Raw genomic sequence first — 26,904 nt, 5'->3', positions numbered from 1 at the left:
CTATTCGGCCGCTGCGAGTTGCGTGCCGGATGATCTGTCCTGAAGCGGCGGGCGGAAGCTTTTGAGACGCAGTGCATTCGTCAACACAAACACGCTGGACAGCGCCATCGCTCCGGCAGCAAGGACAGGCGACAGCAGAACGCCATTGAAAGGATACAATATTCCCGCCGCCACCGGAATGAGCGCCGCATTATAGGCGAAGGCCCAGAACAGGTTCTGACCGATATTGCGGATCGTCGCCTTGGACAGCGCGATGGCATTCGCGACGCCGCGCAAATCGCCCGACATCAACACGACGTCAGCACTTTCGATGGCGACATCCGTACCCGTGCCGATGGCAAGTCCGACATCGGCTGCCGCAAGGGCCGGCGCATCGTTGATGCCATCGCCGACAAAGGCCACCCGCCGGCCGCTGGCGGCGAGCCTTTTGACTGCCTCCACCTTGCCGTCCGGCAGCACTTCCGCCACCACCTCGTCGATACCGAGACGCCGGGCAATGGCTTCCGCCGTGCGGCGATTGTCGCCGGTGATCATCACGACCTTGAGGCCAAGCGCATGCAGCGCTGCGATTGCTTCCGGCGTCGTCGGCTTTACCGGATCGGCAACGGCAATGATCGCGGCCAGCCTGCCATCCACGGCGGCATAAAGCGGCGACTGCCCTTCCCTGCCCAGCCGGTCGGCATCGTCCGCAAACATCGCGACATCGTAACCGAGCTTCACCATGAACCGGTCCGCTCCCGCCTCGACCTTGCGGCCGTCGATAATCGCCGCAACGCCGTAACCGGGGGTCGCCTCAAAGCCATCAGCATCGGCAAGTGTCATGCCACCATGTTTTGCCGCCTCGACGATCGCCTCTGCAATCGGATGTTCGGAACGGCTCTCAAGCGAGGCGACAAGGCGCAACACCTCATCCGGATCGAAGCCTTCGGTCGTGGTAAAATGAACCAGTGTCGGCTTGCCGAGCGTCAGCGTGCCGGTCTTGTCAACGGCAATCACGTCGGCGTCGCGCAAAGTCTGGAGAGCATCGCCGCGCCGGAACAGCACGCCCATTTCGGCAGCGCGTCCGGTTCCGACCATGATAGAGGTCGGCGTGGCAAGACCCATGGCGCAGGGGCAGGCGATGATGAGGACCGCGACGGCGTTGACGAGCGCAAAGGTCAAGGCGGGATCAGGCCCAAGAATGAACCAGACGATGAAGGTGGCGAGCGCCGCCAGCATCACCGCCGGCACGAACCAGCTGGTCACCTTGTCCACCAGCGCCTGTATCGGCAGTTTGTCGGCCTGCGCCTCCTCGACCATGCGGATGATCTGCGCGATCAGCGTATCGGCGCCGACCTTCGTCGCTCGGAAGGTGAAGGAGCCGTTCCTGTTGACCGTGCCGCCAACGACTTCGGAGCCTGCCGCCTTGGTTACCGGAACCGGTTCGCCGGTGATCATCGATTCGTCGACATAGGAAGAACCGTCGAGCACCAGACCGTCGACGGGCACCTTCTCGCCGGGACGGACCACAATCACATCACCGGCCTCGACATCCTGCAATGGCACATCGACGGTTTCACCATCGCGCAGAACGCGGGCCGACTTCGCCTGCAGGCCGACGAGCCGCTTTATCGCCTCACTGGTGCGGCCTTTGGCGCGCGCCTCCAGAAAACGGCCGAGCAGGATGAGCGTGACGATAACCGCCGCCGCCTCGTAATAGACATTGGCCGTGCCTCGCGGCAGCATTTGCGGCGCAAAAGTCGCCACCACCGAGAAACCCCAGGCGGCGGCGGTGCCCAGCACCACAAGCGAATTCATGTCCGGCGCCAGCCGCAGAAGTGCGGGGATGCCCTTCTTGAAGAACCGCAGGCCCGGCCCGAAGAGGACAAGCGTGGTCAGTGCGAATTGCAGATACCAGCTCTCGCGCATGCCGACCGTTTCCATCACGAAATCATGGATGGCGGGCACCAGATGCGAACCCATCTCCAGAATGAAGACCGGAAATGTCAGAACGACAGCAGTGGCAAGGCTGATTTTCAGGCCGCGCAACTCGGCTTCGCGCCTGTCCGGCTCATCACCCTTGGCTTTATCGGCAACGATCTCGCTCGCCTTGTAGCCCGCCTGGCTGATCGCCTCGGCCAGCTTGGCGGCAGAAACGGCATTGCCGGCGACGCGGACCGTAGCGCGCTCCGTTGCCAGATTGACGCTCGCACCGGAGACACCGGGAACAGCCTTCAACGCCTTCTCGACACGCCCGACGCAGGACGCGCATGTCATGCCCTCGATATCAAGTTCGATGGTTTTTTCGTCGACGCTATACCCCGCATTTCGCACGGCATCGATAACGGCCGGAACGTTGGGCGCTCCGGAAAATGCAATATCGGCGCGTTCCGTCGCAAGATTGACCGAAGCCTTGACGACCCCCGGCACCCTGGCAATCGCCTTCTCCACCCTGCCAACGCAGGAGGCGCATGTCATCCCGTCGATGGCTATCGTATGGCTCGCCCGGATCTGGTTTTGTGACATGCTGATGACCTCTTTTCACTTATATGGAAAAAGATAGGGCTTCCCATCGTGGCAAGGTCAATAGGTTCTTTTGGCTGATTTTCACGGAAGGATGCCGTGCGTGTGAACAGACGTGTTTTTTACGTCTGCTCACGACTTGGGGTGCAAAATCAAATGAAAATGGTGCGGACGGCGGGACTTGAACCCGCAAGACCAATGGTCGGCAGATTTTAAGTCTGCTGCGTCTACCGATTTCGCCACGTCCGCATTGCCGCGCCGCGTGCCTATCCGGCTTCGGGCTGCAAAACTGTTTCGTCATCGCCCGGGATTCGAACCCAAGCGCTGACAGCGCCTCATCTACACAGGCCGGACCGTTTCGGTCAACGGGGCCTTAGCCACACCAGGACTGATTTTTTGCCGAGGCCGGATGGGCCAGGCCTTCCCGCACGAGTTGATCGGCAAAGGACACGCCTGAGCGCGAAATCCGTTTGCGTTCCATGGCTTGCCCGCCCGCGGTTCCGGAAGAGGCCACGTCGAAGGCACCGGCATTCAGCATGTCCCGCAACCGCACCTTGGCAATGAAACCGCGCTGACGCTCTTCCATGCATCGCGCCCGGTCGATCTGCGGGACCTCGATGCCGGCAAGCTGCGTTTTCACGCCCTTCATCCAGAAAGTGTTGCCGTCCGCCACGCAATTGTTGAGGCCCGAGCGGCCGCAAAAGGCGAAGACGCCGCTTTTTTCTCCGAGAGAGACTTTTTCGACCGAGGGGCGTGTTTCCGGCAGGATAGCGGCAACCTGGCTCTGTTGTGCTGCGGGCGGCATGGCGATGGAGCGCGGCGGCACCGGTCCGTTGCCCGGTAAAACCGGCGATGCGGGCCGGATGGCAGCCGCCTTTTCCGGTGCGGCTGTCTCGCGTTTCGCAGTCACCGCGACCTTCGGGGTGCTGGTCGTCGTGGATGTTGCCTTCGCGACATGCCGTTGCGGCAGAAGGCTGTCACGATGTTCGTAAGCCTGAATGCCACCGGCAACGACGCCCAGCATCAGCACCCAGGGCCAAACGCTGCCGCCGGCCGATTTCTTCGCCGTGCGGCGCCGCGTTGTCGGTTTTCGATTGCTCACGATCAGACTCCTTTTTACGGAGCCGCATTATCGGTCAAAGGAGTTTCCGAAAGGTTGGCGTTCGAGAGCCTCTTCGCTTTTCCTGGAAATGCTCGAACAGAGCTGTGGATAAGCGATCAGCGAACCTGATCAAGCAGCCGCTTGCATTCGAGAAGATCGAACAGCGCTTCCTGCAACAGCGCCTGGTCATCCTTGCCGATGCCAGATTTGCCGACCGATATCTCGGTATCGCTGTTGCCGCCGCCGAAGCCGAAAAAGCGGCCGCTCGGCTTGGCCTTCGGGCGACCGACGACCTCGTCCTCGTCCGTATCCATCACGCGTGGTTCGGGGACTTCCTTTTCGCCGCTCGCCGCCATGATGGCTTCCATGGTTGCGAGATCGCCCGAGGCGATCGCCGCCACGAAACGGTTACCATTGGCTTTCAGAAGTTTCTGCACGCCCCTGATGGTGTAGCCGTGGTCATATAGAAGATGACGAATGCCCTTCAGGAGATCGATATCATCCGGGCGGTAATAACGGCGGCCCCCGCCCCGTTTCATCGGCTTGATCTGCGGAAAGCGTGTTTCCCAGAAACGCAGCACGTGCTGCGGCAGGTTCAGCTCATCCGCCACTTCACTGATCGTCCGAAACGCGTCGGGGCTTTTGTCCAAACTTCCACTCCCATCCGGACCTGGTGCGCAATGCATCCAGCCGAACACTGAACAAGAACGCTTTTCATCCGCCGGCCCGTGCATCACATCATGCGAAAATCGAATCCGATCCTCGCGCCGATGTCCGGAGCGGCAAGATACCAATTACTAAAATTGATTATGATGTGAGTCGACCGGATTTCAACGGCTTGCACGTCGAAATTCAAGCATGTTCACAAGAAGAATGGGGATAAAGGCTCGCCATGCGGCGAAAAACCCGTGTCGCAGCCGGCTTACGCCCCGGCTTTCTGACCTTTTTGCTTGGTCTTGCGTGCCGTATGCGCCTTGAGGATTCGCTGTTTCAGCACGTTCGACGCCTTGAAGGTCATGACGCGGCGTGGCGAAATCGGAACTTCCTCGCCCGTTTTCGGGTTGCGGCCGATACGCTCGTTCTTCTCGCGGATCTGGAATGTCGCGAAGGACGAAAGCTTGACGACCTCGCCGCGCGTGATCGCATTGCAAATCTCGTCGATGATCGTTTCGACCAGCTCGGCGGATTCGGTGCGGGACAGCCCGACTTTACGAAACACAGATTCTGCAAGATCTGCGCGTGTCACTGTCTTCCCGGCCATTTTTCCCCACAAACCGTGTCTGAATTTTTCTCTAGGAGTGAGCGAGATTATTTCCCTTGTGGCGACCGGTCAAGGGATTGTTCCAGATTCATTTGAGGCTTTCGGCAATCAGTGCAATGGCTTAGAGCGACCGGCACGGTTTTGCCGCAAGCGCGGGCCGCTTCGACGCGTTTGATCGGGACAAAGCCGCGAAAATCACGACCGATTTTTCGGCATTGCCCCGGGAAACACCAAAATCAGCCGCTACCAGCGCAGCAGCACCGCACCCCAGGTGAAACCGCCGCCCATGGCTTCCAGCATGACCAGATCGCCCTTCTTGATGCGCCCGTCTCCGGCCGCAACGGCGAGCGCCAGCGGAATGGAAGCGGCCGAGGTATTGCCGTGCTTATCGACGGTGATGACCACTTTTTCCGGATCGATGTTGAGCTTTTTCGCCGATCCATCGATGATGCGCTTGTTGGCCTGATGCGGAACGAGCCAGTCGAGATCATCAGCCGTCGTGCCCGTCGCCTCGAAAGCCTGTTCGATGACGTCGGTGATCATGCCGACGGCGTGCTTGAACACTTCCCGGCCTTCCATGCGCAGATGACCGACCGTGCCTGTCGTGGAAGGCCCGCCATCGACGTAAAGCTTCTCCTTGTGCGAACCGTCGGAGCGCAGCTGCGAGGTCAGGATGCCGCGATCGCCGGAGGTGCCCTCGCCTTCGCCGGCCTCGATGACGAGTGCGCCAGCACCATCGCCGAACAGAACGCAGGTGGTGCGATCCTTCCAGTCGAGAATACGCGAGAATGTTTCCGAGCCGATCACCAGTACGCGCTTGGCCATGCCACCGCGAATGTAGAGATCGGCTGTCGCCACAGCGTAGACGAAGCCGGAGCAGACGGCCTGCATGTCGAAGGCGAAACCGTGGGTCATGCCGAGACGGTTCTGAATGTTCACCGCCGTTGCCGGAAAGGTGTTGTCCGGTGTCGACGTCGCCAGAATGATGAGATCGATGTCATCGGGCGTCAGGCCGGCATTGTCGAGCGCCGCGCGGGCCGCCGCCTCGCCGAGCGAAGCGGTCGTCTCGCCTTCGCCGGCAATGTAGCGCTGCCGGATACCCGTGCGCTGCACGATCCATTCGTCGGAGGTCTCGACAACCCCTTCGATTTCACCGTTGGTCATGACTCGCTTCGGAAGCGCTGCCCCGAAACCACATACGATAGAGCGGATCATTCCCTTATTCCTCGTCAGCCACGAGAGCTTCGGGCGCCGGGGGCGGAAGCCGTCTTGCGTGGTAAATCTTCAGATCATTTTCAATTTTTGCCGTAAGGCCGTTATGGACCATGTCGTAGCCGACATCGACGGCGGAGGCAAAACCGATGGCGTCCGTGCCGCCATGGCTTTTGATGACAATACCGTTCAGGCCGAGAAACACACCGCCATTGACCTTGCGCGGGTCCATTTTTTCTCTGAGCACATCGAAAGCGCTTTTCGCCAGGATATAGCCGATCTTGGCAAAGAAGCTGCGGGAGATCGCCTCACGCAACAGCGTGGTGATCTGGCGCGCCGTGCCTTCGGCGGCTTTCAGCGCGATGTTGCCGGTGAAACCCTCCGTCACCACCACATCCACCGTGCCCTTGCCGATATCGTCGCCCTCGACGAAACCGCGATAATCGATGGTGCCGAGATCGGCCTCGCGGATCAGGCGTCCGGCCTCACGCACTTCTTCCTGACCCTTCACCTCCTCGACGCCAACATTGAGCAGGCCGACGGTGGGACGGTCGATATCGAAAAGCGCGCGCGCCATGGCGCCGCCCATCAGGGCGAAATCGAGCAATTGCTGGGAATCGGCGCCGATCGTGGCACCGACATCGAGCACGATGCTTTCGCCTTTCAGCGTCGGCCATATGCCGGCGATAGCCGGACGTTCCACCCGCGCCATGGTGCGCAAACAGAATTTGGCCATGGCCATCAGCGCGCCGGTATTGCCGGCGGAGACGGCAACATCCGCCTCGCCAAGCTTCACGGCCTCGATGGCGCGCCACATGCTGGAGACATAGCGGCCGCGGCGAAGCGCCTGGCTCGGCTTTTCATCCATCGCGACCGAGATTTCACAATCGTGAAAGACCGACTTTTCCCGTAGCGCGGGGTACTGTGCCAGAATGGGTTCGCATTTGCCTTTCTGCCCGTAGAGCAGAAAAGTTACATCGTTGTGCCGTTCAAGCGCCTTGGCGGCACCGGGTATGGCAACATCAGGGCCGAAATCGCCACCCATGACGTCAATCGCTATTCTGATCACTCGTCCCTTATCCTTCTTGCCGCCACTCAAGCGGATTTCGCGCGAAAATACCTTTTCCGGCTTCTGATACAATATATTTATTTCAGCCGGTTCGGGCCATTCAGTCTTTTTTCCAGTCTTTCAACACGGCGAAAGGCGATGGGCGCTTTTCTTCTTCAGGCTCGTCGACGGTCGTGTCGGTAAATTCAATGTCCGATTTGCGCGGATAGGGATCGATCGCAAGGGCGGCGAATTCCGCGACCGCAGCGCCGACATCGATGCTGTCGCCGGTAAACTGGTCGGGAATGTCAGGGCCGTCGGGGTCCAGTATGATCTCGCCTTCCTCATTGGTCACCATCCGCGCCAGCTTCGATCCTTCCGGCACGAAAATATGCTCCACGGTCTCGTCGATCTTGCTGGAGACCGGCTCCAGCGTCACGATGCAGGCCTGGGTCACGGCGGCATGCACCTCGCCCTTGATCTTCACGCCATCCCTCTTCCAGCGGGTAACCTGCAATTCCGCCTTCAGATATTCGACGGAAAGCACATTCCAGAATTTCGCCAGCGCCTTCAGCTCCTCGGCATTGGCTTCGAGACCAATCCTGACGGGATTGGCGGAAATATGACCTACCTTTACGGGATAGGAAAAAGGCAGGTCGTCATTTGCGGGGTGTCGCGCGTTCATCTCAAATCTCATTGTCCAGGCAAGGGCAGCGTCAGGCTTCCGGTTGCGATTGTATCTTCAGACTTGGCAGCGAGGACGGAAGATGTTTCCATCATCCAGCCCGCCAGCCCGTCCAATTGCGGTGCCTTCTCATCTGTCTGCGGATATATATTGCGCCGTAGGGCCGCGGCAAGGGCAACGGGGTCGGATGCATCCAGCGCCGCCGCGTAGGATTCGAGCCGCCCGTAGAACATGCCGGCGAATTTCTTCATTCTTTTCGGCACGCCCTGGTCGCCGATACCAAGTTCACGGATGGAATGATCGATATCCTGAAAAAAGGCGTCGACGATCTCCTGGGCAATTTCCTGCCCGCTGACGCCGGAGGATTTGGTGCGGCGGAAATAGAGAATCATGATGACCGACAGCATCTCGAAGCGGCCCATCACAGTGTCTGGGACGCCGAGATCGAGATAAAAAGCGGGCGTGCGTGCGGCAGCCGTCAAGGTCGCGTATTGCCGGTCGACTACGGCGCGGTTGTTGTTTTTCTTCTTGAACAGCCCGAATATCATCTTTTTTTCCGAACGGGCTGGTGAACCGCCCATCGCACTTGTTGCATGATCGCCAAAGCTGGTTTACCGAAGCATCCACGAATTGCAATGCTGTCGCGGTCACGTTCGTCTTTCGGCTGAAACAGTCGAAGAGACCGAGGAGTGCCAAAAGGCCGGGAAAGCATTGAAATTGAGGGGTGATCGGGTTTTTCCGTCCCCGGATTGACACAATCATGTGCACAGACACTGTGCATCACGCAATGCCGGAAGGTGCCATTCATGATCGCAGTCGGAGAAAAGCAGTTGAGCAAGCAGAAATCCGCAAGTCACGGCAAAATTCTGAGCAAGACCGCCATCGCAATCGTCATCGCGTCCGGCCTGCTTTCCGCCTGCACCAAAACCACCGACGTGTTTCACAACGGCTACATCATGGACGAGCAGTCGCTTCAGCTGATCCCGGAAGGTTCCAGCCGCGAGCAGGTTCTCTTGACCATGGGCACGCCCTCGACCACGGCGACCTTCGGCAACGAGGTTTTCTACTACATCTCGCAGAAGCGCGTGCGCCGCGCCGCTTTCATGAAGCCGACGCTGGTCGAGCAGAACATTCTCGCCATCTATTTCAACAAGGACGGCGTGATCGAGCGCAAGGCGAATTACGCGCTGCAGGACGGCAAGGTCTTCGACAGCATTTCGCGCACCACCCCGACCGGCGGCAAGGATCTCACCTTCCTGCAGCAGCTGCTCTCCGGCGGCACCTCGGGCGCCAATATCGCCAAGAGCATTCTCGGTCAGGGCAACAACACACCCTGACCGGAACAGAACGGCAAAACCAAAGGCCCGTGGATCGCTCCACGGGCCTTTTCTCTGTGTAAACCCGGAAGGTGTTCAGCCGGCAAGAACCGCCAGCAGCAGCAGCGCCACGATGTTGGTGATCTTGATGGCCGGGTTGACGGCAGGACCGGCGGTGTCCTTGTAAGGATCGCCGACCGTATCACCCGTCACCGACGCCTTGTGGGCGTCCGAACCCTTGATGTGGCGCACGCCGTCCTTGTCGACGAAACCATCCTCGAAGCTCTTCTTGGCATTATCCCACGCGCCGCCGCCGGAGGTCATGGAAATGGCCACGAACAGTCCGTTGATGATGACGCCGAGCAGAGACGCGCCCAGCGCCGCAAAGGCCGAGGCCTTGGAGCCGGAGATCAGAAGTACGCCGAAATAAACGACGAGCGGCGCCAGAACCGGCAGCAGCGACGGAATGATCATCTCCTTGATCGCCGCCTTGGTCAAAAGATCGACCGCCCTGCCGTAATCCGGTTTTTCCGTGCCGGCCATGATGCCGGGTTTTTCCCGGAACTGCCGGCGCACTTCTTCCACGATCGAACTTGCGGCCTTGCCGACCGCCGTCATGGCGATGCCGCCGAAAAGATAGGGGATCATGCCGCCGAACAGCAGACCGGCAACGACGTAAGGATTGGCAAGGCTGAAGGATATTTCGCCAATGTCCTTGAAGTAAGGATAGGTGTCGCCATTGGCGGCGAAATAGGCCAGGTCGTTGGAATAGGCCGCAAACAGCACCAGCGCGCCGAGACCGGCCGAGCCGATGGCGTAACCCTTGGTCACGGCCTTGGTGGTGTTGCCGACGGCATCCAGCGCATCGGTCGCCTTGCGCACATCCGGATCGAGACCGGCCATTTCGGCAATGCCGCCGGCATTGTCCGTTACCGGACCGAAAGCGTCGAGCGCGACGATCATGCCCGCCAGCCCAAGCATGGCGGTGACCGCGATGCCGGTGCCGAACAGGCCGGCGAGCTGGTAGGTTCCGATGATGCCGCCGACGATGACGATGGCCGGCAGCGCCGTCGATTCCAGCGAGACCGCTAGGCCCTGGATGACGTTGGTGCCGTGGCCGGTCACCGATGCCTGCGCGATGGAGTTGACCGGGCGTTTGTTGGTACCGGTATAATATTCGGTGATGACCACGATCAGCGCCGTCACGACAAGGCCGACGATGCCGCACAGGAAGAGGTTCGCGCCGGTGATCTCCATTCCGGCAACGGTGCCGATGGTTCCCCAGCCGACCGTCGCATAGGTGGCAACCGCGAGGCCGGCGATCGAGAAGATGCCGGTGGCGATCAGCCCTTTATAGAGCGCGCCCATGATGGAATTGTTGGTGCCGAGCTTGACGAAGAAGGTTCCGGCAATCGAGGTCAGGATGCAGGCGCCGCAAATCGCCAGCGGATAGGTCATGGCGCTTTCAAGTATGGGCGTTCCGGCAAAGAAGATCGAGGCAAGCACCATGGTCGCGACCACCGAGACGGCATAGGTCTCGAAAAGGTCGGCCGCCATGCCGGCGCAGTCACCGACATTGTCGCCGACATTGTCGGCGATCGTTGCCGGGTTGCGGGGGTCGTCCTCCGGAATGCCAGCCTCGACCTTGCCGACGAGATCGCCGCCGACATCCGCGCCCTTGGTGAAGATGCCGCCGCCGAGACGGGCGAAGATGGAGATAAGGGACGCACCGAAACCGAGCGACACCAGCGCGTCGATCACTTCGCGCGATCCGGCCGGATGGCCCATGACCGAGGTCAGGATGAAATAATAAATGGAGACGCCGAGCAGCGCGAGACCCGCCACCAGCATGCCGGTGATGGCGCCCGACTTGAAGGCGATGTCGAGACCGGCGGAAAGGCTGTGGGACGCGGCCTGCGCGGTGCGCAGATTGGCCCTGACCGAAACATGCATGCCAATGAAACCGGCAAGCCCGGAAAGCACCGCGCCGACGAGGAAACCGGCGGCTGCCATTGCCGACAGCAGATACCAGGCAAGAACGGCGACGATCAATCCGACGATGGCGATGGTGAGATACTGACGGGTGAGATAAGCCTGCGCACCTTCACGGATAAAACCTGCTATTTCACGCATACGCTCGTTGCCCTGATCGGCATCGAGAACGCTCTTGGTTGTCCATGCCGCGTAAACCACGGACAGGACCCCACATAAAATGACTATGGGTATTACGGTCATGCGCACTTACCTCCCAATAGGCCGGGTCTCACTCCCTCCCCGGCGTGGCGAAACCTTGTGCAAGGACCGGCGCGATCATGTGCGCACCAGGTCCTGTCGTGGCCATATATTCCCCTCCCAAGGAAAAATGACCTGCGCGGCAAGATTGCGTTGGCGAAAGGCGCGGCGTCAAGCCCACAAATTCGCCTGAAACATGAAAGGGGTAGAGAACGAACGCGATCTTACGCGGCGTTCCTGCGTGGGGTCAGCAGCAGAGACACGACCAGCAGCAGGCAAAGACCCGCAACGGGCCAGATGACGAGGTTCATCACCGACCAGCCCCAGGCCGTGAACACCTTGCCGGAAGAGAAGGACGAAAGCGCCACCGTGCCGAACAGCACGATATCGTGAAAGCCCTGCACCTTGTCCGCCTCATGCGGGCGGTAGCTTGACGTGATGATGGCGGTTGCGCCGATAAAGCCGAAGTTCCAGCCAAGCCCGAGAAGAATCAGCGCCGCCCAGAAATTCCACAATTCGATGCCCATATGCGCGACCACAGCGCAGGCCATCAGCACCACGAGACCGGCTGCTACGATTTTTTCCGCACCGAATCGCGCAATCAGCATGCCGGTGAAGAAACTCGGGCCGAACATGGCGAGAACGTGCCACTGGATGCCGAGCGTCGCAAGTTCTGTCGGAAAACCGCAGCCGATCACCATGGCGAGCGGCGCGCCGGTCATCATGAAGGTCATCAACGCGTAGGAACCGATGCCGCAGACCATGCCGGTGATGAAACGGCGCGTGCGGACGATTTCCGACAGGGGTCGCGCCGCCTGCGCGTGGATGGACGCCGCCTTCGGATCCGGTAACTTCAGAAATGACAGAATGACGATGGCAATGATGCCGAGCGGCACCAGCGCGATGAAAGCGCCGGCGAAGGTGACCGGCGCGAAGACATCCTTGCCGAAAATGGCAAGCTGCGGCCCGACGATGGCCGAGATGATACCGCCCGCCAATATCCAGGAAATGGCCTTCGGTTTGTAGAAGGAGGGCGATGCATCGGCGGCGGCGAAGCGGATTTTCTGCGTGAAGCCGCCGGAAATGCCGATCAACAGCAGGCCGATGGCGAATAGCCAGAAGTCGGAGCGGAAAAGCGCCACGGCAGCGATGCCGCCACCAATCGAGGACATCAGCGCACCGACCATGAAACCGGCCTTGCGGCCGAGAAAACGCGACGCCGCAGCAACGCAGATGGCGCCAAGCGCCACGCCGATGTTGAAACCGGTGAGCGGCGCAGTTGCCAGCGACTTGTCCGCGCCGAGCAACTGATAACCGGCGAGCGCACCGACCGAAAAGCTCAAGGGCGCAGCCGATCCCATGATCGCCTGCGCGGTGGTCAGAAGGAAGACGTTGCGCTTCGCCTCGTCCAGTTGAACTTCAAGTCCGGGGACGGAAACGTCGCTCATGTCTTCCTCACCTAAGGTATTTTAGCGTTTTGCCTCGCCGCGCACCTGCTTGGCGATGCGGTCCAGAACCGCGTTCACCAGCTTCGGCTCGTCGTGTTCGAAGAAAGCACGGGCGATTTCGACATATTCGGTCACGATGACGGCGACCGGCACGTCCTTGCGCTCGAGAATCTCGAAAGTGCCGGCACGCAGGATGGCGCGCACGGTGGCGTCAAGACGCGACAGCGGCCAGTCTTCCAGAAGTGCCGAACGGACCAGAGGGTCGATCTTCGTCTGGTCGCGGACAACGCCGGATACAATGGAACGGAACCAGGAAGGATCGGCCTTCAGATAGGTATCGCCGTCAACTTCCTGTCCGAGGCGATGCGCCTCGTACTCCGCCACGACTTCCACCACGCCGGTTCCGCCGACATCCATCTGGTAAAGCGCCTGTACGGCAGCAAGACGCGCAGCACCGCGCTGGTTGGCGGGCTTTACCGAAGGCTGGCGCGGTTCGCCGCCATTTTCAATATCCGACATGCGTTCAGCCACCCAGTTTTTTCTTGAGCTCGATCATCGTCAACGCAGCGCGAGCGGCAAAACCACCCTTGTCCTTGTCGGAACGGCGCACACGCGCCCATGCCTGCTCGTCGTTTTCGACGGTGAGGATGCCATTGCCGATGGCGAGCGATTCGCTGACGGCGAGATCCATCAGGGCGCGCGAGGATTCGTTGGAGACGATGTCGAAGTGGTAGGTCTCGCCACGAATGACCATGCCGAGCGCTACGAAACCTTCATATTCCGTGCCTTCGTTGTCGCCGCCATCCAGCGCCATGGCAATGGCAGCGGGGATTTCGAGCGCGCCAGGAACCGTGATGACGTCATAGGTTGCGCCTGCCTCATCGAGCGCGAATTTCGCGCCTTCGAGAAGAGCGTCTGCCATATCGTCGTAAAAGCGTGCTTCCACGATAAGAAGATGGGGTTTGGACATGGGATTTTCCTGAAAAGGTTCGGGCCGGATCATACCGGCTTTTGCGGCGGTCAAACCACGGCTGGCCGTTTTTGGCAAGTAATTTCATGTGTCACCCGCGCAAGAGGCCCCGTTTGCGGGGCATTTGGCCGGTTTTACGCCTTATCCGGCGCAGCACGCGAAAATCAGGTTTTCTGGAATGCCAGATGGATGCCGAGCCCCATCAGCACCGTTCCGGCCGCGCGGCGGGCAAGTACCTGCACCCTGCTGGAACGCTTCAGGCGCCCGACCATGGCCCCTGCCAGAAGCACGCCGACGAGATCGGCGGAAGAAAAGATGAAATTGACGGCGATGCCGAGGATCAGCAATTGCAGCCAGACCGGGAAGGCCGCCGCCGGATCGACGAATTGCGGCAGAAACGCCAGAAAGAACAGCGCCGTCTTCGGATTGAGCACATCGACGATGATGCTGTCGATGAACGCGCGCCTTGCCGATTTCGGTTCTATGGTCAGATTGACGGCCTCGCCTTCGAGCTTGCTGCGCAGCATCGAGAAGCCGAGCCAGATGAGATAGAGCGCGCCGCAGAGCTTTACAGCGAGATAAAGCCAGGGCACCGCCTGAAACAGTACCGAAAGCCCGGCCGCCGAGGCAACGATGTGGAAATAGCAGCCGACATGGATGCCGAGAACCGCCATCAGTCCGGCAAACCTGCCGCGTGCCATGGTCTGCGCCGCCGCATAAAGCATGGCCGGACCGGGGATGTATGCAAACAGGGCGGTGGTGATAAAAAAGGCTGTCAGCAGTTCGAAAGACGGCATGATGTGTTCCCCTGCCCCGTTTGGGCCTACAGACGTCTTTATTACGTTTGCGTGTCAAGCGGAAGCAATCCGTAGAACAACAATCGGTCTGCAGCGATTATTGATGAAGGCAACGCCACCTCCGTCATGCCGGACCTGATCCGGCATCCAGCCGACGCGCGTCTGCGCGGCGAGAAAAGCCCTTTCATCCCAAAGACTTGGGCTGGCTGGATTCCGGCTCAAGGCCGGAATGACGAGAGAGAAATCTTCAGCCTTGGAACCTCCTCAGCTTACTGGGAAGGAAATTCCGCAAGCCTTGCGGCGTAACGCGCCATGGTGTCGACTTCGAAATTGACGAAATCGCCCGGCTGGCGTTCGCCCCATGTGGTGACGGTGAGCGTATGGCGGATCAGGAGCACGTCGAAATCCGTGCCTTCGACGGCGTTGACGGTCAGCGAAGTGCCATCCAGCGCGATGGAACCCTTGGGCGCCACGAATTTCGCCAGATGATCCGGGGCGCGCAGGCGGATGCGGACCGCCTCGCCTTCCGACTCGACCGACAGGATTTCCGCCCTGCCATCGACATGGCCGGAAACGATGTGGCCGCCAAGCTCGTCGCCGATCTTCAGCGCGCGCTCCAGATTGACATGCGTGCCCTTCTGCCAGTCCGCAATCGTCGTCAGGCGCAGTGCCTCTTCCCAAGCCTCTACCTCGTACCAGCGCTCGTTGCTGCCGTCTTCCGGCAATCTCGTCACTGTCAGGCAGACGCCACCATGGGAGATGGACGCGCCCATATCGATGGTTTTCGGATCATAATTGGTCGCCACCCGCAGACGGATGCCTTCGGCCAGAGCTTCCAGTTCGGACACGGTTCCAACATCGGTGACAATTCCGGTAAACATCAAAGCGGCCTTTCATAATCGAAGCAGCGGTCCGGCCCGTAGGCTGTTTCGCTGACCAAAACATAATCGCCCGGAATATCGGTGCGGTTGAGCGGCGTTTCAATCCCGCCTTCACCGATCACGACCGGGCTTTCGAACAGCATGATACGGTCCACCAGATCAGCTTCAAGGAATGATTTTGCGGCAAAAGCGCCGCCTTCGACCAGAAGTTCCGACATGCCGCGTTCGGCGAGGATGTGGAGGAGGTTTTCGAGGGTTGATGCTTCTAGGATTTCGACGCCTGCGTCGGTTAGTTGTTGGCGTTTGCGGTCCGGGTTACCCCCCTCTGCCCTGCCGGGCATCTCCCCCTCAAGGGGGGAGATCGGCAAGGGGCTATCCGCTCGCTCAAAACCTTGTCCCATTTCCCACTCTCCAGCCATTAATGCCTGATGGAGCGGCGCTCCATCGATCTCCCCCCTTGAGGGGGAGATGCCCGGCAGGGCAGAGGGGGGTAATGCCGCAACGACCACCGGCACCTCGCGGGCACTTCCCACCAGCTTAGACATCAACGGCAGTTCAAACTTGCGATCCAGCACGATGCGCACCGGCGAGCGATCTTCGAGACCAGCGATGCGGACCGTCAATTCCGGATCATCCGCAATCGCAGTCCCGATCCCCACAAGGATGCAATCACAGCGCGCTCTCAGTTCATGCACGGCGTGGCGAGCCTCATGCCCGGTGATCGCCACCTGCCCTGCACCTCTCCTGCCGATCATGCCATCGGCGGAAATGGCAAGCTTCAGAATCACATGCGGGCGTTTTTTCACCTGACGTGTGAGGTAAGCCGCAAGCGCTCTCTTGCCTTCGGCGCGCAACAGACCGGTTTCCACCACAATGCCCGCATCCCGCAATATGGAGTAACCGCGGCCGGAAACACGCTCATCCGGATCGTCCACGGCAACCACCACACGGGCCACGCCGTATTCGACCAGCGCATTGGCGCAGGGCGGCGTCTTGCCCCAGTGCGAGCAGGGTTCGAGCGTGACATAGGCAGTGGCGCCGCGCGCCGCCTCGCCAGCTATCTCCAGCGCCTGCCGCTCGGCATGGGGGCGGCCGCCAATGGCGGTTACCGCTTCAGCGATGATTTTTCCGTCTTTTACGAGAACGCAGCCAACCGATGGGTTGGTGAGCGTCTGGCCCTGATGGCGCAGGGAAACCTCGATTGCCCGGGCCATGAATTTTTCGTCATCGGCGCGGCTCGTCACGACTATGCTCCGGCGTCGGTATCGCGGGCGATCTTGGCGTTGATTTCGGCAATCACATTCTCGAAATCCTCGGCATGGCTGAAATCGCGATAAACCGAGGCGTAGCGCACGAAGGCCACGTCATCGAGGCTCTTCAACGCTTCCAGAACCTGCAGGCCGATTTCTTCCGAGGGAATCTCCGTCTCGCCGGAACTTTCCAGACGGCGGGCGATGCCGGAGACGGCCCGCTCGATCCGGTCCCGGTCAACCGGACGCTTGCGCAGCGCGATCTCGAAGGACCGCACCAGCTTTTCCCGGTCGAAGGGCAGCTTGCGGCCGCTTTTCTTGATGACCATCAGCTCGCGCAATTGCACGCGCTCATAGGTCGTGAAGCGGCCGCCGCAATCGGGGCAGATGCGCCGCCGGCGGATGGAGGTGTTATCCTCCGCCGGACGCGAGTCCTTGACCTGCGTGTCTTCGGAACCGCAAAATGGGCAGCGCATCTTTTTACTTCCTTACATGTACGGATACATCGGGAAACGGTCGGTCAGACCGACGACCTTTTCGCGCACCGCAGCCTCGACGGCAGCATTGCCCTCATCCGAATTGGCGACCTTCAGACCATCGAGAACCTCGACGATCAGCTTGCCGATTTCGCGGAATTCCGCTTCCTTGAAACCGCGCGTCGTGCCGGCCGGCGTGCCGAGACGTACACCTGAAGTGACGAAGGGCTTTTCCGGATCGAAAGGAATGCCGTTCTTGTTGCAGGTGACGTAAGCGCGGCCGAGGGCTGCTTCCGCCCGTTTGCCGGTGGCGTTCTTCTTGCGAAGGTCAACCAGCATCAGGTGGTTGTCGGTGCCGCCGGAGACGACGTCCAGACCACCTTCAATCAGCGTTTCGGCAAGCACCTTGGCGTTCTTGACGACCTGTGCGGCATAGTCCTGGAATTCCGGCTGCAACGCTTCACCGAAGGCAACGGCCTTGGCAGCGATGATGTGCATCAGCGGACCGCCCTGAAGACCCGGGAAAACGGCCGAGTTGAACTTCTTGGCCAGATCTTCGTCATTGGTCAGGATAACGCCACCGCGCGGGCCCCGCAGCGACTTGTGCGTCGTGGTGGTAGCAACGTGGCAATGCGGGAACGGCGACGGATGCTGGCCACCGGCAACGAGACCAGCGATATGCGCCATGTCGACCATGAGGTACGCGCCGACTTCATCTGCGATCTCGCGGAAACGCTTCCAGTCCCAGATGCGGGAATATGCCGTGCCGCCAGCGATGATGAGCTTCGGCTTGTGGGTGCGCGCCTTCTCTGCAACATCGTCCATGTCGAGCAGGTTGTCGCCTTCGCGCACGCCGTAGGACACGACGTTGAACCACTTGCCGGACATGTTGACCGGCGAACCGTGCGTCAGATGGCCTCCCGAGTTCAGGTCGAGACCCATGAACGTGTCGCCCGGCTGCAAGAGCGCGAGGAACACGGCCTGGTTCATCTGCGAACCGGAATTCGGCTGGACGTTGGCGAAGTTGACGCCGAACAGCTTCTTGGCGCGTTCGATGGCAAGCTCTTCGGCGATATCCACGAACTGGCAGCCGCCGTAATAACGCTTGCCCGGATAACCTTCGGCATATTTGTTGGTCATGATCGAACCCTGCGCTTCAAGCACGGCGCGGGAAACGATGTTTTCCGAGGCGATCAGTTCGATCTCGTGGCGCTGGCGACCCAGTTCCTTCTCGATCGCGCCGAAAATATCCGGATCGACTTCGGCAAGCGGACGGGAGAAGAAAGCATCTGTGTTCGACATGGTGAAGGCTCCTGAAACAGTAATGCGAAGGCGTCTTAGCGCCCTGCCCGGACAAGAGCAATACGGGCAACGAGATTTGCCCGTCAAACTGCGACGTCACAACGAAAAACGACAGTTCTTTTTTCAAAAGCAGCGGCGAAAAGAAAAAAAGCGGCGCCTGGCGGGAAGGATCAAGACTTGTGGAGAAAGGCGACAACCTCTCCTCCGTCATGCCGGACTTGATCCGGCATCCAGCCACGGCGCGTCCGCGCCGTGAGAGGAGTCTTTTGCGATCAAAGACTTGATCGCGCTGGACCCCGGATCAAGTCCGGGGTGACGGCGTATGAGGGCTACGCCGCATCCGCAAAGGCCAGCAAAGCCTGATCAGTTGCGCGGCAACAGGTCGTCATCGACAGGACCAGCCGGCTGCTCGATGCCGGTCGTCGTGTTGAGCGCCAGTTCGGCATTGCCGTCTTTTTCATAGATGTCGTCGCGGAACTGCACCACGCCGTCCTTCGCCGACCATGCGGTGATATAGACGAAATAGACCGGAACTTCCTGCCCCAGCTTGATCGGGGTGTTGACGCGGGTTGCGATGACGCGTTCCATTTCCTGGCGCGACCAGCCGGGCGTGTCGCGCAGCAGCCAGCTCGTAAGGTCGCGCACGTTCTGCACGCGCACGCAGCCGGAGGATTCGAACCGCATCAGCTTGTTGAACAGGCCCTGCTGCGGCGTATCGTGCATATACTCGTTGTTCGGATTGTGGAAGTTGATCTTCGTCGAGGACATGGCGTTGATCTTGCCGGGGTCCTGACGGAACATCAGGTTCGGGGCCTTCGGCGCGAACCAGTCGACCGATGTCGGCGAAACTTCCTGTCCCTTGCCATCGATGAGACGGATGTTGTTCCGCTCCAGATAGGTCGGGTCCTTCTGCATCAGCGGCACGATGTCCTTTTCGACAATCGAGCGCGGTGCTGTCCAGTAAGGGTTGAGGATGACCTCGTAAATCTTGGAATTGATGACGTGGGTCGGGCGGCTGGCGCGGCCGACGACGGCCGTGTTGCGCAGGACGACGCGTTCATTCTCAACCGCCTCGATGGCGGCGGCCGGAATGTTGACCATCAGGTGGCGCTGACCGAGATCACCAGACATGGACTGGATGCGTACGAGGTTGGTCTGCAATTGCGCCAGACGAATCTGGGCGGCAACATTGAGCGCCTTGGTGGTATATTCGCCGCTGACGCCATCGGCGGGAAGACCGTGGCGGGCCTGGAAGCGCTTCAGCGCACCGTCGACGTAGGAATCGAAAGCGTTGGAAATACCGGCTTCGCGCGGCAGGTCGCCGGACACCATCAGGCGCTGGCGAAGTGCCTGCACGGAAGGGTCGGAGACGCCGATCTGAAGACGCTGCTGCGTGATTGGCACTTCCGGCCAGCCGCCATTCTGCACGATCTGCTGATATTGCATGATCGCCTGCTGCATGTAGGCAGGCGCTTCGCGTCCGAGAACCGGATTGTTGGAAACAACGCCGACGGCGGAACGCGATGAATTGGCGTCGAACTGGTCATCCCAGTTGCCGCGGCGCGAGGAGCCCATGAGATCGTTGAACGCATCCTGCGCAAAAGCAGGAGCGGCAAGCGCGGCAGCGCCAACGGAAACGGCCGAGCGCAGAAGCGCGCGACGCGATACGGGATCGGATACGGATTTTTTTGTCATTTCACCTACCAGCCACTCTCTTCGGCATTCTGAACAATGCCTAAATCAATATGATTAACAAACACGTACAACGTGTCTGCCGGCCGGTAATGCTCAATGCCCAGGGTCTGGGCGCCATTGTCTGGCAGATCAGTCGGGACTTGCCGCGACAGCAGGAGAAACCGCCGGCTTCTTCACCTTTGCGGGTCCCATATCAATATGGCCAATTCGTGTCACGGGCCTTTTCTCACGAAGCTGTGTATTCCTTGCAAAACAGGGCGAAGGCGCACCCGACAGGCGGGGCTTGACACACAAGAACGCGGCGCGGTCCCAAGGCGAATCCGCAAGCCGGAGGCAAACCGATGCCCCCGGCTCAACAGTGAAACCGTCGCGGAAATTACAGGCGGTAAGCGATCGAGTCGTTCCAGAAACGGTCGAGGCGCTGCAGCAGCTTGTTCATTTCGGAGAACTCGCCGGTGCCGATGCCGCCGACCTTCTCGATGGAGCCGACGTGGCGCTCATAGAGGTGGGCAACCGTTTCGGCGATTTCCTGGCCCTTTTCGGTCAGGCTGATGCGGACCGAGCGGCGGTCGACGCGCGAACGCTGGTGGTTGATGAGACCGAGGTCGACCAGCTTCTTGACGTTGTAGGAGACGTTCGATCCGAGGTAATAACCACGCGAACGAAGCTCGCCGGCCGTCAGTTCGGAATTGCCGATGTTGAACAGCAGGAGTGCCTGAACGGCGTTGACGTCATCGCGACCCTGACGATCGAACTCGTCCTTGATGACATCGAGGAGGCGGCGGTGGAGACGTTCCACCAGATGCAGCGACTCCATGTAGAGCGAACGGATGGTATCTTCATGTGCGTCGGCAACAACGGCCTGCGGCTTTACTTTGCTATTGATCATGACTGCCTCACTGTTTTGTTTGGCGGTGTGTTTGTTTGTCTCCCGCCTTGAGTGAGAACCTAATCAATGCGCATAAAATTCTACTTAAAAGCTACGATTAATGAATGGTTACCAGCATTTTTCCCAGCGGGCCAAACTTGTGGCGAAGTGGGAATGGGCAGCGCTCATTCGTTACAAATCAATGGTTTACGGATAAAATTCGGTCAAAAAACGGGCCGAATTGCTTTATTATTATGGTAAATCAATTCTTGCGCGCTCTTCATTTTGGCGCTGATCCAGCCAAAAAGCGACCAGGAATAGTATATAAATGGTTGCCACGAGACCCTGCATGACGGGCACAAGCGTGTTGGCGCCGAAGATATGCGGCCACACCTTATACATGGCGATCTGCGTGCCGGCGCCCAGGACCCACATGACCGCGCCCCAGGACGCGCCGAGCCAGAGACCGAGGGCCGCGACGGGGAAAATCACCGCAAGCGCGCTGCCCGCCACCCGCCAGGGCAGGTTCAGCATATCGAACCGACCCTGCCCTCCAAGGGAATATCCCGTCAGCATCGCCCAATATTGCAGGCCGAACCAGAAACAGGAAAGCGCGACCAGTCTCATGAAGACCAGAAAGAGGATTTCCGTAAGCGGACGTTTCGGCAGAGGTTGAGAATCAGGTTCCATGGCCGGAAGATACGGTCTCGACGGGCGGGCGACCAGCCCATATTGAATTCCACGGCCTGCCTTGTCAAAGCGTCCTTGCCCGCAGGGGAAGCCAAAAGGGGGAAAGTCCAAGGGAAACATTGTCGCATTCGCACGGCGCATGCTTCGTGTTATGCAGCTTTCCTGACTTGGACGGGATACGAAGGACATTCTTACATGCAGGACAAAACGCATCTGGTCGACGAGATCACCGGCCATCGCCGCATGCGACGCAATCGCAAGGCGGACTGGACGCGCCGGCTGGTTCAGGAAAGCCGCCTGACCGTCGATGATCTCATCTGGCCGGTCTTCATCGTGCCGGGCAGCAATATCCTCGACCCCATACCGGCGATGCCCGGCGTCAACCGCATGAGCATCGACCGGCTGGTCGAGGCAGCGAAGGAAGCCGCCGATCTCGGCATTCCCGCAATCGCGACCTTCCCGAATATCGAGATGGACCTGCGCGACGAAACCGGCTCGAACGCGCTCGAGGCCAATAATCTCATCAATCAGGCGACCATTGCGGTCAAAAAAGCCGTTCCGAATATTGGCATGATTACCGATGTCGCGCTCGACCCCTTCACCAGCCACGGCCATGACGGCATTCTTCGCGGCGACGAGATCGTCAACGACGAGACGGTGGAACAGGTCGTCAAGGCGGCGATCCTTCAGGCCGATGCCGGTTCGGACATTATTTCGCCGTCGGAAATGATGGATGGCCGCATCGGCGCCATCCGTCGCGGTCTCGACGCGGCCGGGCATCAGAATGTCGGCATCATGGCTTACGCTACGAAATTCGCCTCCGGCTATTACGGCCCCTATCGCGAGGCCATCTCCACGGCCGGCCTGCTGAAAGGCGACAAGAACAGCTATTACATCAGCCCCGCCAACGGCATGGAGGCGATCCGCGACGCAGCGTTCGACGTGGAGGAAGGCGCCGACATGCTGATGGTCAAACCCGGCCTGCCCTATCTCGACATCTGCTGGCGGCTGAAAGAGAATTTCGGGCTGCCGACTTTCGCCTATCAGGTGTCCGGCGAATATACCCAGATCAAGGCCGCGGCCATGAATGGCTGGATCGACGGCGAGCGCGTGATGATGGAAACACTTCTCTGCTTCAAGCGTGCGGGCTGCGACGGCGTCCTGACCTATTTCGCCTTGGAGGCCGCGCGCAAACTCGCCAAGGGCTGACAGCCGACACTTATTGTATTCGGTCGTTTGCTTCCCATATTGTCTGCTGACACGGCATATGTGCCGAGCTGTCAGAACCTCTCAGGAGAAAACGACCGATGAACCTCGACCAGAACCCCACCTATGCCGCACCGGACGACTGGCGCGCCTATAGCGGCGTCCTGAGCCGGCGCGTCTTCGCGTTCCTGATCGATTATGCGATCGTTCTCCTCTTGTGCATTCCAGCCGCCGTGATCGTCTTCTTTCTAGGCGTGATCACGCTGGGTCTCGGCTTCTTCCTCTATCCGGCGTTGTTCGTCATCGTGGCGGTGCTTTATTTCGGCGCAACGCTCAGCGGTCCGTCGCAGGCGACGCCCGGCATGCGGTCGATGGGAATAGCAATGGCGCGCATGGACGGGCGGCGAATCGATTTTCTTCTGGCGATCGTGCACATCGTGCTTTTCTGGGTCATCAACTCGGTTCTGACGCCTCTGATCCTGCTTGCGGGCCTGTTTACCGAGCGCTCGCGCCTCGTTCACGACTTCTTGCTTGGCACCGTCATGGTCAGAACACGCTGATATCGAGGAAAGCCACGAAACGTGGCTTTCATATCAGGCAAATACCGCATCTCGCAGTTGACGTTTTCCGGCATTTTGCCATTCTGTGATATTATGCATGTCGCTTGAAGCGCTGCCGCAGCCCCCATGGAAATTGCGGCGCGCATTCATAACAGACGCAGGAGGCGATCACGGCTCGATGAACACGCAGGCGACGCCCTCTCCTCAATTCTATCTTACGGCACCGGCCACCTGCCCCTATTTGCCGAACCAGATGGAGCGGAAGGTCTTCACACATCTGGTCGGCCCGCGCGCGTCGGAAATGAACGACCTTCTGACCCAGGGCGGTTTCAGGCGTTCGCAAAACATCGCCTATCGCCCGGCCTGCGAAACCTGCCGCGCCTGCGTTTCCGTGCGCATCCTCACCGAACAGTTCCAGCCGACAAAGTCGATGCGGCGCGTTCTGTCCATCAACAGGGATGTCGTCGCCACGGTCCACGCCGCCGAGCCATCCACCGAACAGTTCTCATTGTTTCGCCGCTATCTCGACCACCGGCACCAGTCGGGCGGCATGTCCGACATGTCGGCGCTGGACTATGCGATCATGGTCGAGGACACGCATGTGAACACCCGCATCATCGAATATCGCGTGCGTGAGCCCGGCTCCGGCATCGATTCCAGCAAGCGCGGCGAGCTTCTGGCGGTGGCGCTCAGCGACGTGATGAGCGACGGGCTGTCGATGGTCTATTCCTTCTTCAATCCCGATCTCGAAAAACGCTCGCTCGGCACCTTCATGATCATGGATCACATCACCCGCACCCGCGCGCTGGGCCTGCCGCATGTCTATCTCGGCTACTGGGTCGATGGTTCGGAAAAGATGGGATACAAAACCCGCTACCATCCGCAGGAGCACCTGACCCCGCGCGGCTGGGAGGTTTACCACCCCGAAGAAAAGTAAAAGCGTTCGCCAAGTCATGAGGCAACGCTCGGTTCGACAACCAAACAAAATGTCTAAATGACGTACCAGGCAATCCTCCCGGTACGTCAATTACATGTCACCCGCCAAATTTCCCGCTACGCGGAAAGCCCTTCGGCACGGTACGGCCCACTGTCGCCCGTTCGGCCAGCCATTCGCGTAATTCTTCGCCCACCTTGTTGAACAGACGCCCGGCAGTGTCGGACCAGCTTAAGCCCTCAGCGAGCGCGAAGCATTTCACGTCGACGACGCCGCCATCCTTGTAGCGCTGCAGGCGCACGCCCTTGCCGCGTGACATTTCCGGCACCTGCGACAGCGGGAAGGCCAGAAGCTTGCGGTTTTCACCGACGACGGCGACATGGTCGCCCGTCACCGGCACGGCGAGCTTGGCTTCATCAGGCATCGCGACATTCATGATCTGCTTGCCCTTGCGGGTGTTTGCGACCATTTCGCTTTCGGCGACGATGAAGCCGTTGCCGCCGGTCGATACGAGCAGCAGCTTGCGTGACGGATCGTGGACGAAGGCGGTCAGGATATCCTGGTCGTTCTCCATATCGACCATGATACGGATAGGCTCGCCATGGCCGCGACCGCCCGGCAGCTTGTCGGCGCCCAGCGTATAGGCCTTACCGCCGGTGGTCAGCAGTAACAGCTTGTCGGTCGTCTGCGCCGGGAAGGCGAGCTTGGGGCCATCGCCCTCCTTGAAGGTCAGGGCCGACGTATCGGACATGTGCCCCTTCAGCGCCCTGATCCAGCCCTTCTGCGAGATGACGATGGTGACCGGTTCCTTCTCGATCATCGCCTGCTGGATCGCCTCGATATCGGCATCCGGCGCATCCGCGAACTGCGTGCGGCGACGGCCGATCTCGGTTGCCTTGGCATATTTCTTTTTGACTTCGCCGATTTCCCAGGCGACGGTCTGCCACAGCTTCTCGTCGGAGGCGAGCAGCCCCTCGATCTCGGCCTTCTCGCTGCTGAGTTCGGCGAACTCCTTGCGGATTTCGAATTCCTCGAGCTTGCGCAGATTGCGCAGCCGCATGTTGAGGATAGCTTCGGCCTGATTGTCGGTGAGCGACCATTTCGCCATCATCACCTGTTTCGGCTCATCTTCCTCGCGGATGATACGGATCACCTCGTCGAGATTGAGATAGGCGACCAGCAGGCCGCCGAGAATCTCAAGCCTGCGGTCGATGGCGGCGAGACGGTGGCGGGAACGGCGGACCAGCACGTCCTTGCGGTGCGCCAGCCATTCGCTCAGCACCTCGTTCAGCGCCATGACTTTCGGCACCTTGCCGAGAGACAGCACGTTCATGTTGAGCGGCAGACGGCTTTCGAGATCGGACAGGCGGAACAGCGATTCCATCAGGAGCGTCGCATCGACGGTGCGGCTCTTCGGCACCAGCACGATGCGCACGTCTTCGGCGGATTCGTCGCGGACATCCTCAAGCAGCGGCAGCCTGCGGGAAAGAAGCAGCTCGGCGATCTTTTCGATCAGGCGCGATTTCTGCACCTGGAAGGGGATTTCGGTGATGACGATCTGGTAGCCGCCGCGTCCGAGATCTTCCATTTCCCACTTTGCGCGCACGCGGAAACCGCCGCGTCCCGTCTTGTAGGCATCGAGAATACTCTCGCGGCTTTCAACGATCACGCCACCGGTCGGCAGGTCGGGGCCGGGAATGAACTCCACCAGCTTTTCCACCGTCGCATCGGGATGCTTGATGAGATGGAGTGCGGCGTCGCAAAGTTCGTGCGCGTTGTGCGGCGGGATCGACGTCGCCATGCCGACGGCGATGCCGGAGGCTCCGTTGGCAAGCAGATTGGGGAACGCGCCCGGCAGGACGACAGGCTCTTCGTCCTCCTCGTTATAGGTGGCGCGGAAATCGACAGCATCCTCGCTGATGCCTTCCAGCAGCAGCGCCGCCACATCGGTCATGCGCGCCTCGGTGTAACGATAGGCTGCGGCGCCATCGCCGTCGATATTGCCGAAATTGCCCTGCCCGTCGACGATCGGATAACGTTGGGAGAAATCCTGCGCAAGACGCACCAGCGCATCGTAGACCGACTGGTCGCCGTGCGGGTGGAACTTACCGATCACGTCACCGACGATACGGGCGCATTTCTTGAAGGCCGAGTTGGGGCGGATGCCCATCTCGCTCATGGCGTGGATGATGCGGCGGTGAACCGGCTTCAGGCCGTCACGTACATCCGGCAGCGCACGATGCATGATCGTGGACAAGGCGTAAGCGAGGTAGCGCTCTTCAAGCGCCGCCTTCAAATCGACCGGATGAATGTTTTCTTCTCCGCCTGACGGAGGTACAAGATTTTTACCCATGGTGCTTGACTAGCGGAAATGCCGATTCCCGGCAAGAAATTCAGGGGCCTGCCCTGTGGATGAAAGCACCCCTTTCATGAGGTTTTTTATTAACCGCGTTGTAAATGCCGCAATGC

General features: G+C 59.9%; 25 protein-coding genes and 1 tRNA gene. 4 read left to right on the top strand and 22 right to left on the bottom strand.

The features are described from left to right. The 9 genes from QSK43_RS10415 to QSK43_RS10375 form a co-directional block, all read right to left on the bottom strand. A complete protein-coding gene (locus QSK43_RS10415; RefSeq protein WP_332303414.1) occupies nucleotides 1–2,505 on the bottom strand; it encodes a heavy metal translocating P-type ATPase in 2,505 nt (834 codons plus the stop codon). 160 nt (nucleotides 2,506–2,665) lie between these two features. Next, nucleotides 2,666–2,751: transfer RNA gene (locus tag QSK43_RS10410), tRNA-Leu, on the bottom strand. Between the two features lie 124 nt (nucleotides 2,752–2,875). Beyond that, the gene (locus tag QSK43_RS10405) at nucleotides 2,876–3,604 is read right to left on the bottom strand and encodes a nuclease (RefSeq protein WP_332303413.1); all 729 of its coding nucleotides are present in this window, start codon (nucleotides 3,602–3,604) and stop codon (nucleotides 2,876–2,878) included. Nucleotides 3,605–3,720: 116 nt separating this feature from the next. Next, nucleotides 3,721–4,254 carry a MerR family transcriptional regulator gene (locus QSK43_RS10400; protein WP_045016763.1) on the bottom strand — a complete coding sequence of 178 codons (534 nt, stop codon included), beginning with the start codon at nucleotides 4,252–4,254 and terminating at the stop codon, nucleotides 3,721–3,723. 272 nt (nucleotides 4,255–4,526) lie between these two features. Further along, nucleotides 4,527–4,865, bottom strand: coding sequence for an integration host factor subunit alpha (locus tag QSK43_RS10395; protein ID WP_003512530.1), 339 nt, complete (start codon nucleotides 4,863–4,865; stop codon nucleotides 4,527–4,529). 243 nt (nucleotides 4,866–5,108) lie between these two features. Next, nucleotides 5,109–6,080 carry a beta-ketoacyl-ACP synthase III gene (locus QSK43_RS10390; protein WP_045016765.1) on the bottom strand — a complete coding sequence of 324 codons (972 nt, stop codon included), beginning with the start codon at nucleotides 6,078–6,080 and terminating at the stop codon, nucleotides 5,109–5,111. Nucleotides 6,081–6,084: 4 nt separating this feature from the next. Next, nucleotides 6,085–7,146 (bottom strand): phosphate acyltransferase PlsX, encoded by a 1,062-nt coding sequence (plsX, locus tag QSK43_RS10385; RefSeq protein ID WP_332303412.1) that lies wholly within the window; start codon nucleotides 7,144–7,146, stop codon nucleotides 6,085–6,087. Between the two features lie 100 nt (nucleotides 7,147–7,246). After that, nucleotides 7,247–7,810 carry a YceD family protein gene (locus tag QSK43_RS10380; protein WP_332303411.1) on the bottom strand — a complete coding sequence of 188 codons (564 nt, stop codon included), beginning with the start codon at nucleotides 7,808–7,810 and terminating at the stop codon, nucleotides 7,247–7,249. A gap of 8 nt (nucleotides 7,811–7,818) precedes the next feature. Further along, nucleotides 7,819–8,358: a ubiquinol-cytochrome C chaperone family protein gene (locus QSK43_RS10375; protein WP_332303410.1), complete on the bottom strand. Its 540-nt coding sequence runs from the start codon at nucleotides 8,356–8,358 to the stop codon at nucleotides 7,819–7,821. Between the two features lie 258 nt (nucleotides 8,359–8,616). On the opposite strand from QSK43_RS10375, the gene QSK43_RS10370 reads away from it, so the two are divergent. Beyond that, nucleotides 8,617–9,147: an outer membrane protein assembly factor BamE gene (locus QSK43_RS10370; protein WP_045016773.1), complete on the top strand. Its 531-nt coding sequence runs from the start codon at nucleotides 8,617–8,619 to the stop codon at nucleotides 9,145–9,147. A 75-nt stretch (nucleotides 9,148–9,222) separates the two neighbouring features. Here the strand turns inward: QSK43_RS10370 and QSK43_RS10365 are convergent, their stop codons facing one another. From QSK43_RS10365 to QSK43_RS10310, 12 genes are all read right to left on the bottom strand, one after another. After that, the gene (locus tag QSK43_RS10365) at nucleotides 9,223–11,361 is read right to left on the bottom strand and encodes a sodium-translocating pyrophosphatase (RefSeq protein WP_332303409.1); all 2,139 of its coding nucleotides are present in this window, start codon (nucleotides 11,359–11,361) and stop codon (nucleotides 9,223–9,225) included. A 221-nt stretch (nucleotides 11,362–11,582) separates the two neighbouring features. After that, nucleotides 11,583–12,806 (bottom strand): MFS transporter, encoded by a 1,224-nt coding sequence (locus QSK43_RS10360; protein ID WP_332303408.1) that lies wholly within the window; start codon nucleotides 12,804–12,806, stop codon nucleotides 11,583–11,585. A gap of 21 nt (nucleotides 12,807–12,827) precedes the next feature. Beyond that, a complete protein-coding gene (nusB, locus tag QSK43_RS10355; RefSeq protein WP_045017285.1) occupies nucleotides 12,828–13,325 on the bottom strand; it encodes a transcription antitermination factor NusB in 498 nt (165 codons plus the stop codon). Nucleotides 13,326–13,329: 4 nt separating this feature from the next. Next, entirely contained in the window at nucleotides 13,330–13,776 is a 447-nt protein-coding gene (ribH, locus tag QSK43_RS10350; RefSeq protein ID WP_045017287.1) for a 6,7-dimethyl-8-ribityllumazine synthase, read from the bottom strand. A 164-nt stretch (nucleotides 13,777–13,940) separates the two neighbouring features. Beyond that, a complete protein-coding gene (locus QSK43_RS10345; protein ID WP_332303407.1) occupies nucleotides 13,941–14,573 on the bottom strand; it encodes a LysE family translocator in 633 nt (210 codons plus the stop codon). A 269-nt stretch (nucleotides 14,574–14,842) separates the two neighbouring features. Then, nucleotides 14,843–15,454 carry a riboflavin synthase gene (locus QSK43_RS10340; RefSeq protein WP_332303406.1) on the bottom strand — a complete coding sequence of 204 codons (612 nt, stop codon included), beginning with the start codon at nucleotides 15,452–15,454 and terminating at the stop codon, nucleotides 14,843–14,845. After that, complete coding sequence (gene ribD, locus QSK43_RS10335) at nucleotides 15,454–16,698, bottom strand: bifunctional diaminohydroxyphosphoribosylaminopyrimidine deaminase/5-amino-6-(5-phosphoribosylamino)uracil reductase RibD (protein WP_332303405.1); 1,245 nt, start codon at nucleotides 16,696–16,698, stop codon at nucleotides 15,454–15,456. Before ribD ends, QSK43_RS10340 begins: the two co-directional genes overlap by 1 nt. A 2-nt stretch (nucleotides 16,699–16,700) precedes the next feature. Next, on the bottom strand, nucleotides 16,701–17,180 hold the full coding sequence (nrdR, locus tag QSK43_RS10330; protein ID WP_003512508.1) for a transcriptional regulator NrdR: 480 nt from the start codon (nucleotides 17,178–17,180) through the stop codon (nucleotides 16,701–16,703). 12 nt (nucleotides 17,181–17,192) lie between these two features. Continuing rightward, a complete protein-coding gene (gene glyA / locus QSK43_RS10325) occupies nucleotides 17,193–18,482 on the bottom strand; it encodes a serine hydroxymethyltransferase (RefSeq protein ID WP_045016785.1) in 1,290 nt (429 codons plus the stop codon). Between the two features lie 363 nt (nucleotides 18,483–18,845). Next, nucleotides 18,846–20,177: a L,D-transpeptidase family protein gene (locus tag QSK43_RS10320; protein ID WP_045016787.1), complete on the bottom strand. Its 1,332-nt coding sequence runs from the start codon at nucleotides 20,175–20,177 to the stop codon at nucleotides 18,846–18,848. A 376-nt stretch (nucleotides 20,178–20,553) separates the two neighbouring features. Next, entirely contained in the window at nucleotides 20,554–21,063 is a 510-nt protein-coding gene (ldtR, locus tag QSK43_RS10315) for a transcriptional regulator LdtR (protein WP_174035327.1), read from the bottom strand. A gap of 234 nt (nucleotides 21,064–21,297) precedes the next feature. Further along, the gene (locus QSK43_RS10310; RefSeq protein ID WP_332303404.1) at nucleotides 21,298–21,735 is read right to left on the bottom strand and encodes a DUF6163 family protein; all 438 of its coding nucleotides are present in this window, start codon (nucleotides 21,733–21,735) and stop codon (nucleotides 21,298–21,300) included. A gap of 195 nt (nucleotides 21,736–21,930) precedes the next feature. Between QSK43_RS10310 and hemB the strand changes: the two genes are divergently transcribed. The 3 genes from hemB (at nucleotide 21,931) to QSK43_RS10295 (ending at nucleotide 24,438) form a co-directional block, all read left to right on the top strand. Further along, nucleotides 21,931–22,944 (top strand): porphobilinogen synthase, encoded by a 1,014-nt coding sequence (hemB, locus tag QSK43_RS10305; protein WP_045016791.1) that lies wholly within the window; start codon nucleotides 21,931–21,933, stop codon nucleotides 22,942–22,944. A gap of 98 nt (nucleotides 22,945–23,042) precedes the next feature. Next, a complete protein-coding gene (locus QSK43_RS10300) occupies nucleotides 23,043–23,501 on the top strand; it encodes an RDD family protein (protein WP_332303403.1) in 459 nt (152 codons plus the stop codon). 178 nt (nucleotides 23,502–23,679) lie between these two features. Further along, entirely contained in the window at nucleotides 23,680–24,438 is a 759-nt protein-coding gene (locus QSK43_RS10295; RefSeq protein WP_045016795.1) for an arginyltransferase, read from the top strand. Between the two features lie 97 nt (nucleotides 24,439–24,535). On the opposite strand, the gene parC is transcribed toward QSK43_RS10295, so the two are convergent. Next, nucleotides 24,536–26,788, bottom strand: a complete 2,253-nt coding sequence (gene parC, locus QSK43_RS10290) for a DNA topoisomerase IV subunit A (protein ID WP_332303402.1) — start codon at nucleotides 26,786–26,788, stop codon at nucleotides 24,536–24,538. Nucleotides 26,789–26,904: the final 116 nt, after the last annotated feature.

The sequence above is a fragment of the Rhizobium sp. GR12 genome, assembly GCF_036596185.1.
Lineage (GTDB): Bacteria > Pseudomonadota > Alphaproteobacteria > Rhizobiales > Rhizobiaceae > Agrobacterium > Agrobacterium nepotum.
The sequence above is the reverse complement of the archived record's forward strand: the minus strand, read 5'-3'. Positions and strand labels throughout refer to the sequence as shown.